This window comes from Nocardia puris, assembly GCF_036051655.1.
Taxonomy (GTDB): domain Bacteria; phylum Actinomycetota; class Actinomycetes; order Mycobacteriales; family Mycobacteriaceae; genus Nocardia; species Nocardia puris.
Map to the genome: position 1 here is coordinate 7847107 of NZ_CP107943.1, position 12733 is coordinate 7859839.

The following is a 12733-nucleotide window of genomic DNA, read 5'->3' on the forward strand; positions in this document are numbered from 1 at the left end:
TCAACCATGGGCAATTGCCTTACGTGGTGCTTTCGGCGCAAACGGCACCTTCACGCCAAGGCTGACGGCGGGTCGACCGGCAGAAGTACCAGGTCCAGTCATGTTGGGGCACTTCGTGCTCGGTGGTTGTTAGTTAGCCGCAACGAGTGCTTGGGCCTTGCCCCCGGGTGATGGACACGCTTGAGCTTGGTCTCAGACCAGGGAAAGCGAGAAGATCTACCCGATGTCCAACAAGAACTACACCGAGGAGTTCCGCCGCGACGCGGTCGCGCTCTACCGCGACACCGACGGCGCGACCATCGCCGGGATCGCCACCGACCTCGGCATATCCCACGGCTCACTGACCGCGTGGCTCAAGAAAGCCGGGTGTCCCGATCCGGAAACCCCGAACAAATCCGGTGCCCGGGCCCACCAGGCAGGAGACTCCCGAGCAAGAAGCCGCCCGCCTGCGGGCAGAGCTCGCCCAGGTCAAAGCCGAGAAGGCCAAGCTCGAGACCGAGCGTGACATCCTGCGATCGGCGGCCAAATATTTCGCCGGGGAGACGCGCTGGTGACCCGCTTCCAGTTCGTCGCCGACCACTGCCACACCTTCGAGGTGAAGCGGTTATGCCAGGTCATCGGCCTGGCCCGATCGTCGTACTACGCCTGGATCAGTGCCGCCGACCAACGAGCAACCCGCGCTGCTGCCGATGCCGACCTCGCCACCCGGATCCGCGCGGTCCACGACGCCGACAACACCTGCGGGCGGCCCCGGATCACCGCCGAGCTCAACCACGATGTACCTGCCGGAGCACGGATCAACCACAAACGCATCGCAAGGATCATGCGCGAGAACAACATCGAGGGCTTACGGCTTCGCCGCCGGCACCGAACGACCCTGCCCGACCCTGCCGATACCCCAGCCCAAGACCTGGTCCGCCGCGATTTCACCGCGTCGGCACCGAACACCAAATACGTCGGCGACATCACCTACCTGCCCTGCGGAGACGGCGAGTTCTTGCAACTTGGCCACGGTGATCGACTGCTTCTCCCGCCGCGTGGTCGGCTGGTCGATCGCTGAGCACATGCGCACCGAACTGGTCGAAAACGCCCTCACCGCCGCAGCCGCGACCCGCGGCAGTCTCGCTGGAGCCGTCTTTCATGCCGATCACGGAAGTCAGTACACCGCAAAGGCTTTCGCGACACTCTGCACGAAACTGGGTGTCACCCAATCGACAGGCTCGGTGGGCACAAGCGCGGATAATGCCCTCGCGGAATCGTTCAACGCGACCCTGAAACGCGAGACGCTGCAAGGCGCGGCCCGGTGGGAATCACCGCGAGCGGCGCGGTTGGCGGTGTTCCGGTGAATCACCCGCTACAACACCCTGCGAAGGCATTCCTACTGCGGCTACCTCAGCCCCGTCGACTACGAAACCGCCCACGCACTCGATAGCATGGCTCACGCCGCGTAAACACAAACCCCGTGTCCAGATTCCGGGGTCAAGGCCCGGGAGATTATCGGAACTCGGGATTCGTACCACAGCCATTCGATATTGTGCTGCGCTCGCGCCAGCCCCGGAACGGTACGCAACAGCCATTTCATCCGTGCGTTCGTGCGATGATTCCACTTGTTGCCCACCCAGTTCGGAGAGCGCTGGATCACGTGCAGCCGGGCGACTCCATCGACGATCGCGGGAACCAATTGCACGGCGCTGGCACCACTGCCGATCACCGCGACGGTCTTGCCGACGAGATCCACACCGTGGTCCCATTGCGCCGAATGGAATTGCGGACCGGTGAACGATTCGATGCCCTCGACACGCGGAATCTGCGGCCGGGACAGCTGTCCCGGGGCCATGATCACGACATCGAACCACTGTTTCTCCCCATCGGCGAGCTCCACCAGCCAACTGCCGGACCGCTCGTCGAAGGTTGCCGCGGCCACCTCGGTGTTGAACCGGATGTTGCCGAGTACGCCGTACTTCTCGGCGCACCGCTCCAAGTAAGCCTTGATTTCCGCCTGCGTCCCGAATCGCTGTGACCATTCCGATTCGAGTTCGAAGGAGTAGGAGTAGGTGGGGGACGGAACATCACACGCCGCACCGGGATAGGTGTTCGCGCGCCAGACGCCACCGACGCCGTCGCCGCGTTCGAAGACGACATAGTCCCGAATACCGTTACGTTCCAGCTCGATTGCCGCGCCAAGGCCGCCGAATCCGCAGCCGATGATCGCTATCGAGAGCCTCGTTGCTCGCATGGTCCAGAAGTTATCCGCAGGACGCCCGGGCAGGACATGTCCTGCCCGGGCAACAAATAGCCATAAGCGGACAGTCACCGGTTCCCGGGTTCGGGCGCCGGCGTCGCACTGTGACGATTGCGGAGGCCGATTCAACGGGTGGGTGGCAGGTCGTGCCGCCCGGCAAAGGGGTTGTTCATGTCGTCACCAGTGACCGGGCGCGTCGTCGCTGTCACCGGAGGTTCACGAGGGATCGGATTCGCCATTGCCAGGGCGTTCGTCCAGCGTGGCGCGCACGTCGCCATCGGCGCCGTGCGCGAGGACCGGTTGCACACTGCCGCAGGAGAACTGGGCTTGTCGTGCTACTGCTCGGTGAATGTTTCCGATCCGGAATCGTTCCGCGCGTTCCTCGCGCGGGTCACACGCGAACTGGGACCGGTGGATGTGCTGGTCAACAACGCGGGCATCATGCCTGTCGGATCGCTGCTGGACGAGGACGACGCGATGACCAAGCGCGCCGTGGAGATCGACGCCTTCGGGATGATGGTCGGGACCAAGCAGGCACTCGAGCTGATGATTCCGCGCGGCCGCGGGCACATCGTGAACATCTGCTCCACGATGGGCGAGGTCGCGCTGCCCGGCATGGCCACCTACAACGCGAGCAAAGCGGCCGCCATCACCTTCAGCGACGCTGCCCGCCTGGAATACCGGGACAGCGGAGTGCGGATCTCGACCGTCCTTCCGGGCGCGGTCAACACCGAGCTGGTCGCGGGCCTGGACGGGACCGTCTCCCTCCCGGTGCCGGGAACCAGTCTCCGTATTCCCCTGGTCAAGCCGGTCGAGGCGACGGAGGTGGCCCGTGCCGTGGTGGACACGGTCACCCGCGATGTCGCGCGAGCACGGGTGTACGTGCCCCGGCTGGCGGGGGTCCTGCTGGCCGGACAGCGGCTGCTGCCACGCCGCGCCGCGGAATCGCTCAATCTCCGGATGGGCGGGAAGAACGCCCTGAACACCGACCACGAAGAACGCCGCGGCTACCACGACCGGATCAGTCGCGACACCCGGTGAGGGTGGGCCACGGGGACGTGACGCGGCGGAAACAGGTATGTCCCCGGTCGTTCGGCCGTGGTGGGCGACGGCGTGGAGGTCCCACGCTGGACGCTACTGCCGTAACCACGATCGAGCGAAGATGTCATGTCTCGAGTCATCCATGGTCACAGCGCGGTTCACCGCGACCACACACAGCATCCACACTCGTCTTCCACCGGACAGGCCGGTGCCCGATGACGGACCCGGCTGCCATCATCGCGGTCATCGCGATCGCGACCTCCGACGCCGCGAACGACAACCGAACACCTGATCGGCTCCGCCCGGCCGTCACCCGCGGTCGGCGACGCCGTCCAGATGTTCGTGCCGGTCATCACACCGATGGTCGACCAGGCTGTGGCGAGCCTGCCCGAGCCGATCCAGAACGAGGTGGATACCGCGCTCGACGCGGCGGCGACCCGCCTCGGCGCCGACGCGTCCACACCACCCACGGCTCCCGACGGCTCGGGCGTCCGGATTCCACCACCCGGCGATCTCCTCTTCGGGAACTGGGGCCGGACGGACCCGGTCATGTCGCGACTTCCCTAGGCGACGGCACCATGGTGCACGCACCGACCACCGGCGACGACGTGCGGGTCGGGCCGGTCATGACCGGCATGGTGACACGCCGGATTCTCTGAGCTGCTCGAGGATCGCGTCGGCGCAGCGCTGGGGATCGTCGTAGAAGGGGATGTGGCCGCACACCGGCATCGCGATGTGCCGGCTGTGCGGCAACCGGGTTCGCGCCTCGCGACTCTGCGTCCGGTACACCAGCAACCGGTCACGTGTGCCCCAAGCGATGGTGACGGGAAGCGTGTGCAGCCGAGCGGAATCCTGAAATCGAAAGCGTCGCACCCTGGCCGGCACGGACAAAGTTGATTTCGGTCACCTCGGCGATCCTGGGTGCACGACAGGCGATCGGCCATGGCCGCTGCGGACAACCCGATGTCCTTTCCGGACAGGATGTCGCGGGGCGGGAGCAGTCAGGATTGATCAGGCGCCCGTGCCAACCCCCGATCCAGGCCGCGATCTGCGCGCGCGAGGTGAACCCGAGTGTTGCCAGGATGTGCCTGGAGGAGGCGCCTCGTTCCGGCTGTGCGGACGCCGACTCCCCCTGCCGCGGGCGTCGCCACCCGAACCACTCTCATTTTTCGTCGGGCTACTCGGCGTACTGGTCGGCAGTGCACCGCGAGAATCAGGACTGGAAGACCTCGGCTGGATCGTCGGTGTCTCCTCCGAGGGATACCTAGCCGGAACCATCGGCGACTACATTGCCGCCGGCCGATACACACGAGCCAGGACCGCTCAGCGGCTCGGAGCACGTGGCGAGGCGCCCTCCGTGGAGCGGGACGTGCAGGTAGTCGGGTCGCCGTCAGAATGCGGCCGATAGCAGTCCATGCGGGACCGCGATGATCTGATGAGGCAGATCCAGGTGATCGTCTTCGCGATCGGCAGGCGAGCGAGGAGGCCCCGCGCACCCTCTGCCGCATCGGCGTCCTGGACGTCAAAGCCTTGGTGTACTCGGCGAGGCGAGCTCTTCGATCTTGCCGCGACCGGGACCAGCAGCCGAACCTGCCCGGAGGGTCGCTACCGGAGGGGTTCCGCGTTCGGGAAGGTCCAGGTGCTGTCGATGATTTCCTGGTGCGGGCGGTAGAGGCGCACGGTGTAGTTCCAGCCGGGTGCGGTGGGCAGGCAGTTGGGTGTCGACTCATCGCAGCCGCCGAACTGGATATCGACCGAGCCGTCCGGGTTGGTCGCGGCGGTGACGTTGTTGACCGAGTAGGCATTCTGCGGGTTGGGCTGCATGTAGCCCTCGGTGTTGTAGACGGTGATCGACCAGAATCCGTCCACCGGAACATCTTCGACATGCAGACGGTAGGTGGTCCGGCCGTCGTTCTCGGTCGGGGTGATCGACTCGTACACCGCGTCGCGCGCTGGGTTGCCACCCCAGCCGGCCGCGGCGCCGATCACATGCGCGACGGGGTCGACGGCGTCCTGCTCGCCGAACGCGGAGGTGAAGTTCGACATGGTGGAGGCCAGCGTGAGCAGCGCGCCGCGGACCTTGTCCTGGCTGGTCTTGTCCCACTGCGGGATCTCGAATTTTCCTGGGCCGCCGGGTTGTTCGACCTTGATCGCGTCTTGCAGAGCGTGCGCGGCGGCCATATCGGCGGGATTGCCGGGATCGACGAAGGTACGGATGACGATCGCGGCGTATCGAGTACCGACGGTGTCGCGGTCGAGGGTGTGGCTGCCCGCGCCATAGAGGGCGTCAGGAGCGTACTCGTCTTGATTGATGATCTGCATGGACATGAACCGGGTACTCGGATCAGGCAGGGTGACCGTGACCGGGCCCGCATCCAGGTCGAACACCCCGGTCGAGTAGATCGTGTCGCGGTTCATCCGGACCACGGGCTGCCGGTCGATCGGAGCGACTTCCCGCGCGTGATAGAGCTTGCCGAACGCTCCCCGGTCGTCGACGAATACAGCGAACTGCCGGTCGGTCTCGGCGCGTACGAAGTTCAGCGGGGTAACCACGAGCGGCTGGTTCAACGGATACTCCGATCCGGGGCGCTCGCCCCTGGTAGCGCTGCGGGCAGTGGTGGCCTTGCTGGGCTCGGAGGAGTCGGCGCCCCACGCCTTGGCGCCGGCCAGAGCCGCACCGATGAGCATCATGCACCATCGACGAGGTTTGGACAGTCCTGCTCCTTCGCTACCGGGGCATGGACCGAGCCAGGGGTACAGATTGGACGATCAACGCAGCGATGGTACCGGCGGGTGACGCGGTCAGGTCGGATACGCCACGGCATGTCCGGTAGCTGAACCGTCGGCTTCACCCTTCGCGGGACGGTGTGTGAGAACGCCATCTACCGGGATCCCTGACATCAATCACGGCCGTCCTCACCCCCTGGCGGATCGGGCGGTGTGCAGGTAGATCAACCGCTGCCGACATCCCACACAGTTGAGCCATGGCCGAGCGGCTCGAACCCGTTGACGGTGCCCGGTGGCCGGTCCACGGAATGGGAGAGCCGGCCATTGACGTGTGCGGACCGCAATGTATCCGGCTGGGGTGCGCGGGGCCGGAGACAACGAAGCGTCTCGACGAACCGCCCGCCTGCTCAGAGCCGCGGTCCCACCCCGGTTCGCCGATTGGGCGGGGCGTGCTGACGTGCGGATACCCGCCCGACTGGTCAGGTATCCGGATCGCCCACCTTCCGAGCCGACAACAGCCGGGCCTGCAAGGCGAGATACAGCAGGGCGGCCTCGGCCGGGACGGCGAACGCCTTCCCGGTCAGGCGCTCGATCCGGTTGAGGCGGTGCAGCACGGTGTTGCGGTGCAGGTGCAGGTGCTTGCCGACCGCCGTGGTGGAACCGCCGAGCTCGTACCAGGCCAAGGCCGTCTCCACCAGGGCGTCGGCGTCGGCCGCCGGGAGGGTCGCGAGTGCGGCGAGCGGATCGGCGAGCACGTCGGATGTGAGGTCCGGATGGGCCGCGAGCAGCGCCCGCACCGGCGACGACGCGTAGGCGTGTACACGGTTCTCCGACGGCGCCGAGCACCGGAGGGCGAGGCGGGCCTGGTCGAGAGCGACGGGCGCGCAGCGCAGATCGGTGAAGGGACGGCTGGCACCGGATCGGGCGGTGATCGCGCTCAGGGCGTGGTCGAGCAGGCCCGAGGAAGCCGCGGCCACCAGCGTCACGCGGTCGTCGCCGATCAGCGTACGGACGGTCGTGACCCCCGTCGCGGCAACGCGGACATCGCCGACCAGGAGGGCGAAGGTCGCGCCGGGCGCCATCCCCATCTTCTCGGGCAGACCCTCGCGTTGAGCGGCGGGCAGATCGGGATCGAGCAGCACCCGCAACAGCAGTTGCTTCGGTCGCCGATCCTCGGTTCCGGCGGCGCGCCGGTGTGCTTCGGCGGCGGCGAGGGAGAACTTGTCGACGGTCGCCCACACCAGCGTCGACAGCTGCGGGAGTCCCGGGCGATCCTCGCCACCGGCGCGGGCGACGGCGACCTCCCAGATGGCCAAGCCGGCGACCCGGAAGGCGTGCAGCACGCTGTCGAGCGGAACTCCGCGCTCGGCCTTGAGGCGCCCGGTGCGGCGGGCCGGTTCGAGCGAGTAGGGGGTGCCCGCCATCGCGTCCAGCAGCGCGGCGGTGTTGTCGGTGACGAGGGTGCGCAGTTCGTCGTGGCCGAGTACGGCGTCGCCGTAGTCCTGCCCGTCGTGTTCGATCCGGGTGGTCACGTGCTCGGAGATCGCGTCCAGATCGCTGCGCAGCGCGTGCAGCAGGTGCACCGAGGCGATCTGGGTGTGCTGCGTCACAGTTCCGACGATAGCCCGCCGTTGTGCGACGGCACAACGGCGGCGGCGGAAGTGGCGGCGCGCGCCCGTCGCCCGGGCCGAAGGTCCCCGGCCACACTGGAATTCCCCGATCCGCACCGAGGGAGACACCGTTGACGAAACCCTCGTACCCGACCGATCCCGAGATCCTGGGCGATGCCGAGACCGCCGCACTGGATCGCGCCGTCGCCGAGCGGCGGCCCGGCGCCGAGCGGTGGTCTCGACTCGGGATCGCCGAGCGCGCCGACCTGCCGGCGAGCACGCAGGCCTCGATCCGCGCGCATGCCGAAGAGTGGGCTGCCGTCGCCGCCGAGCGCAGGCCGACCGGATCGTGGGACGGCGAGGAATGGGCTGTCCGGCCCGTACGCGGCGTTGACGAACGTGGCGGCGAGTTGGCCGCGGCTGCCGAGCTCTTCGGCTCCGCGTTGCGCGGGTGACGAAGCCCGTCGAACGCCCGGCTGTCCGCCGGGATCACAGAGATAGGAACACCGCCATGAGCACCGCCACCCGCGAACTGTTCGAGCGCTACCACGCGTGCTGGCAGGATCGCGCGCCCGACCGGATCGCCGAACTCCACACCCCCGACTCCCTGTTCCACCTGCACGCGAGCCAGGAGCCCGCGCACGGTCGCGCGGCCATCCGCGAGGCGGCGGCCGGATTCCTGACTCTCGTCCCCGACCTGACGTTCCACCAGATCGCGCTGCGCGTCGGCGACGACTTCTGGGTCGCGCAGTTCGAACTCACCGGCACGACCGCCGTCGGCAATCCCCTGCGGATGGATCTCGCGGACTTCGTCCTGGTCGAGAACGGCGCGATCAAGGAGAAGCACTCCTACGTCGACGGGGTCGCGATGCAGGCCGCGCTGACGCCCGCTACCGCCGACCGGTAGAGCGCGGCCGTTCCGCACCCGGTCGCTCGACGAGTTCCGTGGCCGATGCCGCCCTGTTCCGAGATAGCCGCTACGACAAGCGATCCCGGAACAGGCCGGCGTCGGTCGACGGCGCGGCCTTCGATTCGACCGACACGAAGGGCACCCCCGAGGGTGTGCAGTGGATGAGGGGCTGCCGGTGCGCGGCGGGCGGCCCGCACCGGCGAATTGCCGAGTCGGCAAATTTTCGCGCCAGAAATGTTGCGGGGCGCTGAAACTGGGCCGGACGTCACCCGCCCGACCGGCGGCCGACATCCACCGCGATGTCGACGCACGCCGACTCCCCCTGCCGGGAAAGGACCCCATGCCCCCGTCATCGATACGCCGAACCTCGCGACCGGTGGCGAGTCTCGTGCTCGCCCTGCTGCTCGCGATCGGCACGGCCGCCTGCGCCACTCCGGCGGCCGACACCGCCGCACACACCTCCGCCACGCGGGACGACCCGGCGTTCCAGGGCACGTTCCGGCACGAGTTCGCCGACGTGGACGGCGTCCGGATGCACTACGTCGCCGGTGGCAGCGGGTCGCCGGTGGTGCTGCTGCACGGCTGGCCGCAGACGTGGTACGGCTGGTGGTCGATCATGCCCGCCCTCGCCGAACACCACACCGTCTACGCCGTCGACCTGCCCGGACTGGGCGACAGCACCGGCACGCCGACCGGCTACGACAAGGCCACGCTGGCGCGGTACGTGCACACGCTGATCGCCGATCGGCTCCAGATCCGGGACGCCGCGATCATCGGACACGACTTCGGCGCGGCGGTGGCGTTCCAGTACGCCGCCCAGTTCCCCGGCGACACCGCCAAGCTCGGCTACCTGGACCTGCCGCTTCCGGGACCCGCGATCGACGCGTCCACGTACCGAACGTTGAGCTGGCACATCGCGTTTCATACTCAGCGAGAGGTCCCCGAGACGGTCATGAGCGACGACGTGCGCGACTACCTGGCGCTGTTCTATCCGCAAGTCTCTTTCGGCGGAACAGCTTTCGGTGGCACCTCGGACCACTCCCCCTTCACCGATGCCGAAATCGATGAGTACACCCGCACATACAGTCGGCCCGAGGTCTTGTCCGGCGGTTTCGAGCTCTACCGGGCGCTCGACGACGACGTGCGCGACACCGTGGCAGCGGCGCCGGTTACTGTGCCCACCCTGCTCATGGCGGCCCAAGGCCAAGTGGACGCCATCCGCGCCACCGTCGCCCCGCGTATGACCACGATCGTGCGCGCGGTCGACGTGCCGCGCGCGGGCCATTGGCTCGCCGAGGAGAACCCCGAGTTCGTCACGGCGGAACTGCTGCGCTTTCTCAGAGAGTGAATCCGTTGGGCGGCAACGTGAGACAGAAGGGGTGGCCCGAGGGATCGAGCAGCACCCGCCACTTGTCCGGCGCGGGCTGGGTGTCCGGTTTCGTCGCGCCGATCGACAGCGCGGCGGATTCGGATTCGTCCAGGTCCGAGACGAAGAGATCGAGATGCATCTGCTTGGGGATCCGGTCGTCCGGCCAATCCGGAGCCTTGTAGTCGGCAACCTTTTCGACGGTGATCGTGACGTCGCCGCCGCGGAGCACCACCAACTCCGCCGACTCGTAAACCAGTCTCAGATCGAGCAGTTCGCGATAGAACCGACCCAGCGTGCTCGGGTCGTCACTGTCGAGTGATACCGCGCCCAGCCGTGCGATCGCCATGAACTTCCCCTGCCGACGGAATCAACGTCGTGACTCGACATTGCCGAGACTACGTCGATTCGGCGGCTCCGGCCATCGCGCCGGGGTGGACGCTCGACGCTCGTTGCCGACGGGAAGTCGGCGATCGGGCGGCCGACTGCCGCGCCGTCCTCGAGCGGGACCAGGGTAACGTCGGGATCCCAAGCCATCGTGAACGCCCGGGGCCCGGGCCGGCGGGCTCACGTGGACGGCGACCTCGCGATGGGCGGACAGGCCGCGGGGACTCAGGGGCAGAGTCAAACCCGCGTTGCCGTCCTGAGGGATGTCCGGCCGCGCACCGTGCGCACCGCGAGCACGGTGCGGGCCAGCAGCAGGGTGGCGGTCAGGAGGAGGATGCCGTAGACCAGCCAGGCGAGATCGGGGGTCCACAGGACCATCTGAGGCAGCGTGGTTCCCTGGGAAGCGGGCAGCATGGAGCCGAGGCCGTACAGCACACCGGCGGCGACGAGGACCCGGGCCAGACCGAGTGCGATCGGCCGCCACAGCGGTCCGTCGGCTGGGCGCCGGGTGATCAATCGGAGCGTACGGACGTTCAGCGCGAGCAGGAGTGCCAGGCAGAGCGCGAGCGCGGTCAGGGCCGCCGGGTAGACGCGGCCGGCGCTGTCGTCAGGAGCGGGCGTGCCGGTGGCCAGCAGCCGGGCCAGGCCGAAACCCGTGTGGAGGTAACGGGATTCGTGCAGTGGACTGTAGGAATTGGCCAGCAGCACCACGGCACGCTTTTGCTCGGGCAGCAAAATGACCTGCGCGAAGTATCCGGGCGCCGCGCCACCGTGCCAGACGATCGGCGTCTCGGTGCCGGGCAGCGACCACAGCCGCCAGCCGAGGCCGTATTCCCGGCCCGTGCCGGTCGAGGTCTCACCGCGAAACATGCTCGCGCGCTGGTCGTCACTGATCACACCCGTGCTGCCACCCAGTGCCCCGGACGCGAAAGCGGCTGCGTCGCGCAGGGTTCCGCCGAGATAGCCGTAGGCCACGCCGGCCGGATCGAAAGGCGCGTCGAACGGCACGGGCCGGCCGAAGACGAAGCGGTGGCCCTTCGGCACCTCACTCGCCCGGTTCGCGTCGATGACGGCGGAATCCATGCCGAGAGGCACGAGCAACCGTTCGGTGAGCACGTCGATGAACGACCTCCCGGTGACCGCTTCGACGACCGCCGCGAGCACCAGATAGTTCGTACTCGAGTAGTGGTGTTCGGCCCCGGGTTCGCTGACCAGGTCCTCCTCCGTCAGTTCCGCGACGGCGCTCGTCGGCGTGCGTCCGGCATCGGGGCGGTCGGTGTACCGGGTGGAGGTGGGCAACCCGCTGGTCTGAGCGAGCAAGTGGCGCAGGGTGATCCGCTCCGAGCGGGCGGCGTCGCGCAGCCGGAAAGACGGCAGGTAGGTGATGACGGGCGCGTCGAGCCGCACCTCGCCGCGCTCGGCCATGCTCGTCACCACCGTGGCCGCCACCGGCTTGGCGACCGAGCCCCACAGGAAGGGTGTCGATGCCGTCACCGCGTCACCGTCGCCGTCGACACCGAAGACGCCGGTGTGCGCCACACCCGTCGGTTCTACGACCGCATAGGCGATTCCGGGAATGCGCACAGCCTGCATGCGGGACAGCGCATAGCGGTCCAGCTCGGCGTATTCGCCTGTCGCGGAATCGAATTGCACGGTGTGCCTTTCGGCAGCGCACCCGACCAGAAGCGTCAGCACCGGCAGGAGCCACACCAGACGACGTAACAATACGGCCATATTGGAACACATAACCATATGGGTATATTGTTTGTCACGTGCCCCGCGTCGCCGACCATGACCAACGCCGCGAGTCGATCGCGCGCGCCTTCCAGTGCCTGCTCGCCACCGAGGGACCGGCGCGGGTGACCTTCGCCCGCGTCGCCGCCGAAGCGGGCATCTCGGTGGGACTCATTCAGCACTACTTCGCGAACAAGGATGCGCTGCTGCGGTTTTCGTACGAAGAATGCCTGCACCGCATCGACGAACGCATCGCCGCCCGGATCACCTCGGGCGAAGCCGCGCAGCAGCCGATCTCGGTCATGTTGCTGGACTGCCTGCGCGAGCTGCTACCGCTCGACGCCGAACGGGCCATCGAGTTCCGCGTCGAACGCACCCTGTGGACCTCGGCGTTCCATGACGACTCCCTCGCCGAACTCGCCCGGCGCGCGAACGCCGACACCCACCGCCGCGTCGCCACCGCCGTCGAGAACGGAAAAGAGTGCGGCGAGGTCCGCGGCGAGGTGGCCGGCGACACCGCCGCGACCATGATCCTCGCGACGGCTCGCGGTATCGCGGATTCGCTCGCCCTCGAACCCGGCGGCGCGGCCGAGACACTCGTCGACACGTCGCTGCGGCCGGTGATCGCGACCGTCTTCACCGGCCGATGCCGACACCACGATCGGTGAAACCGCTTCCCACACAGCAGCTCCGAACGCCACGAGTCACCGCCGTCG

General features: G+C 67.8%; 11 protein-coding genes and 1 pseudogene. 7 read left to right on the top strand and 5 right to left on the bottom strand.

Features of this window, described 5'->3' with window-relative positions:
• Positions 1–223: 223 nt before the first annotated feature.
• A pseudogene (locus tag OHB21_RS36330) lies at positions 224–1451 on the top strand (IS3 family transposase).
• On the opposite strand, the gene OHB21_RS36335 reads toward OHB21_RS36330, so the two are convergent.
• Positions 1439–2236: a flavin-containing monooxygenase gene (locus OHB21_RS36335; RefSeq protein ID WP_067510409.1), complete on the bottom strand. Its 798-nt coding sequence runs from the start codon at positions 2234–2236 to the stop codon at positions 1439–1441. The pseudogene OHB21_RS36330 and the gene OHB21_RS36335 sit on opposite strands and share 13 nt — an antisense overlap.
• A gap of 177 nt (positions 2237–2413) precedes the next feature.
• Here OHB21_RS36335 and OHB21_RS36340 point away from each other — a divergent pair, with 177 nt between their 5' ends.
• Together OHB21_RS36340 and OHB21_RS37705 are read left to right on the top strand one after the other, a co-directional pair.
• Positions 2414–3283, top strand: a complete 870-nt coding sequence (locus OHB21_RS36340) for an SDR family oxidoreductase (protein ID WP_067510407.1) — start codon at positions 2414–2416, stop codon at positions 3281–3283.
• Between the two features lie 336 nt (positions 3284–3619).
• Positions 3620–3850, top strand: coding sequence for a hypothetical protein (locus OHB21_RS37705; RefSeq protein WP_407675097.1), 231 nt, complete (start codon positions 3620–3622; stop codon positions 3848–3850).
• 1038 nt (positions 3851–4888) lie between these two features.
• Here OHB21_RS37705 and OHB21_RS36350 read toward each other — a convergent pair.
• On the bottom strand, positions 4889–5974 hold the full coding sequence (locus OHB21_RS36350; RefSeq protein ID WP_228791535.1) for a DUF1214 domain-containing protein: 1086 nt from the start codon (positions 5972–5974) through the stop codon (positions 4889–4891).
• Positions 5975–6489: 515 nt separating this feature from the next.
• Complete coding sequence (locus tag OHB21_RS36355) at positions 6490–7620, bottom strand: helix-turn-helix domain-containing protein (protein ID WP_195142344.1); 1131 nt, start codon at positions 7618–7620, stop codon at positions 6490–6492.
• Between the two features lie 131 nt (positions 7621–7751).
• Here OHB21_RS36355 and OHB21_RS36360 point away from each other — a divergent pair, with 131 nt between their 5' ends.
• From OHB21_RS36360 to OHB21_RS36370, 3 genes are all read left to right on the top strand, one after another.
• Positions 7752–8075 carry a hypothetical protein gene (locus tag OHB21_RS36360; RefSeq protein WP_195125908.1) on the top strand — a complete coding sequence of 108 codons (324 nt, stop codon included), beginning with the start codon at positions 7752–7754 and terminating at the stop codon, positions 8073–8075.
• Between the two features lie 56 nt (positions 8076–8131).
• Positions 8132–8527 carry a nuclear transport factor 2 family protein gene (locus tag OHB21_RS36365; RefSeq protein ID WP_067510398.1) on the top strand — a complete coding sequence of 132 codons (396 nt, stop codon included), beginning with the start codon at positions 8132–8134 and terminating at the stop codon, positions 8525–8527.
• Positions 8528–8906: 379 nt separating this feature from the next.
• Positions 8907–9878: an alpha/beta fold hydrolase gene (locus tag OHB21_RS36370; protein WP_324192239.1), complete on the top strand. Its 972-nt coding sequence runs from the start codon at positions 8907–8909 to the stop codon at positions 9876–9878.
• On the opposite strand, the gene OHB21_RS36375 is transcribed toward OHB21_RS36370, so the two are convergent.
• Positions 9868–10245, bottom strand: coding sequence for a VOC family protein (locus OHB21_RS36375; protein ID WP_067510395.1), 378 nt, complete (start codon positions 10243–10245; stop codon positions 9868–9870). The two genes, OHB21_RS36370 and OHB21_RS36375, sit on opposite strands and share 11 nt — an antisense overlap.
• A 275-nt stretch (positions 10246–10520) precedes the next feature.
• Positions 10521–11936, bottom strand: coding sequence for a serine hydrolase domain-containing protein (locus OHB21_RS36380; protein WP_195125910.1), 1416 nt, complete (start codon positions 11934–11936; stop codon positions 10521–10523).
• Between the two features lie 119 nt (positions 11937–12055).
• On the opposite strand from OHB21_RS36380, the gene OHB21_RS36385 reads away from it, so the two are divergent.
• A complete protein-coding gene (locus tag OHB21_RS36385; protein ID WP_195125911.1) occupies positions 12056–12685 on the top strand; it encodes a TetR/AcrR family transcriptional regulator in 630 nt (209 codons plus the stop codon).
• Positions 12686–12733: the final 48 nt, after the last annotated feature.

Bases quoted from the DNA above. Each gene is read 5' to 3' on its own strand.
- OHB21_RS36350 (WP_228791535.1), bottom strand. From the start codon at position 5,974: ATGATGCTCATCGGTGCGGCTCTGGCCGGCGCCAAGGCGTGGGGCGCC.
- OHB21_RS36365 (WP_067510398.1), top strand. From the start codon at position 8,132: ATGAGCACCGCCACCCGCGAACTGTTCGAGCGCTACCACGCGTGCTGG.
- OHB21_RS36340 (WP_067510407.1), top strand. From the start codon at position 2,414: ATGTCGTCACCAGTGACCGGGCGCGTCGTCGCTGTCACCGGAGGTTCA.
- OHB21_RS37705 (WP_407675097.1), top strand. From the start codon at position 3,620: ATGTTCGTGCCGGTCATCACACCGATGGTCGACCAGGCTGTGGCGAGC.
- OHB21_RS36335 (WP_067510409.1), bottom strand. From the start codon at position 2,236: ATGCGAGCAACGAGGCTCTCGATAGCGATCATCGGCTGCGGATTCGGC.
- OHB21_RS36375 (WP_067510395.1), bottom strand. From the start codon at position 10,245: ATGGCGATCGCACGGCTGGGCGCGGTATCACTCGACAGTGACGACCCG.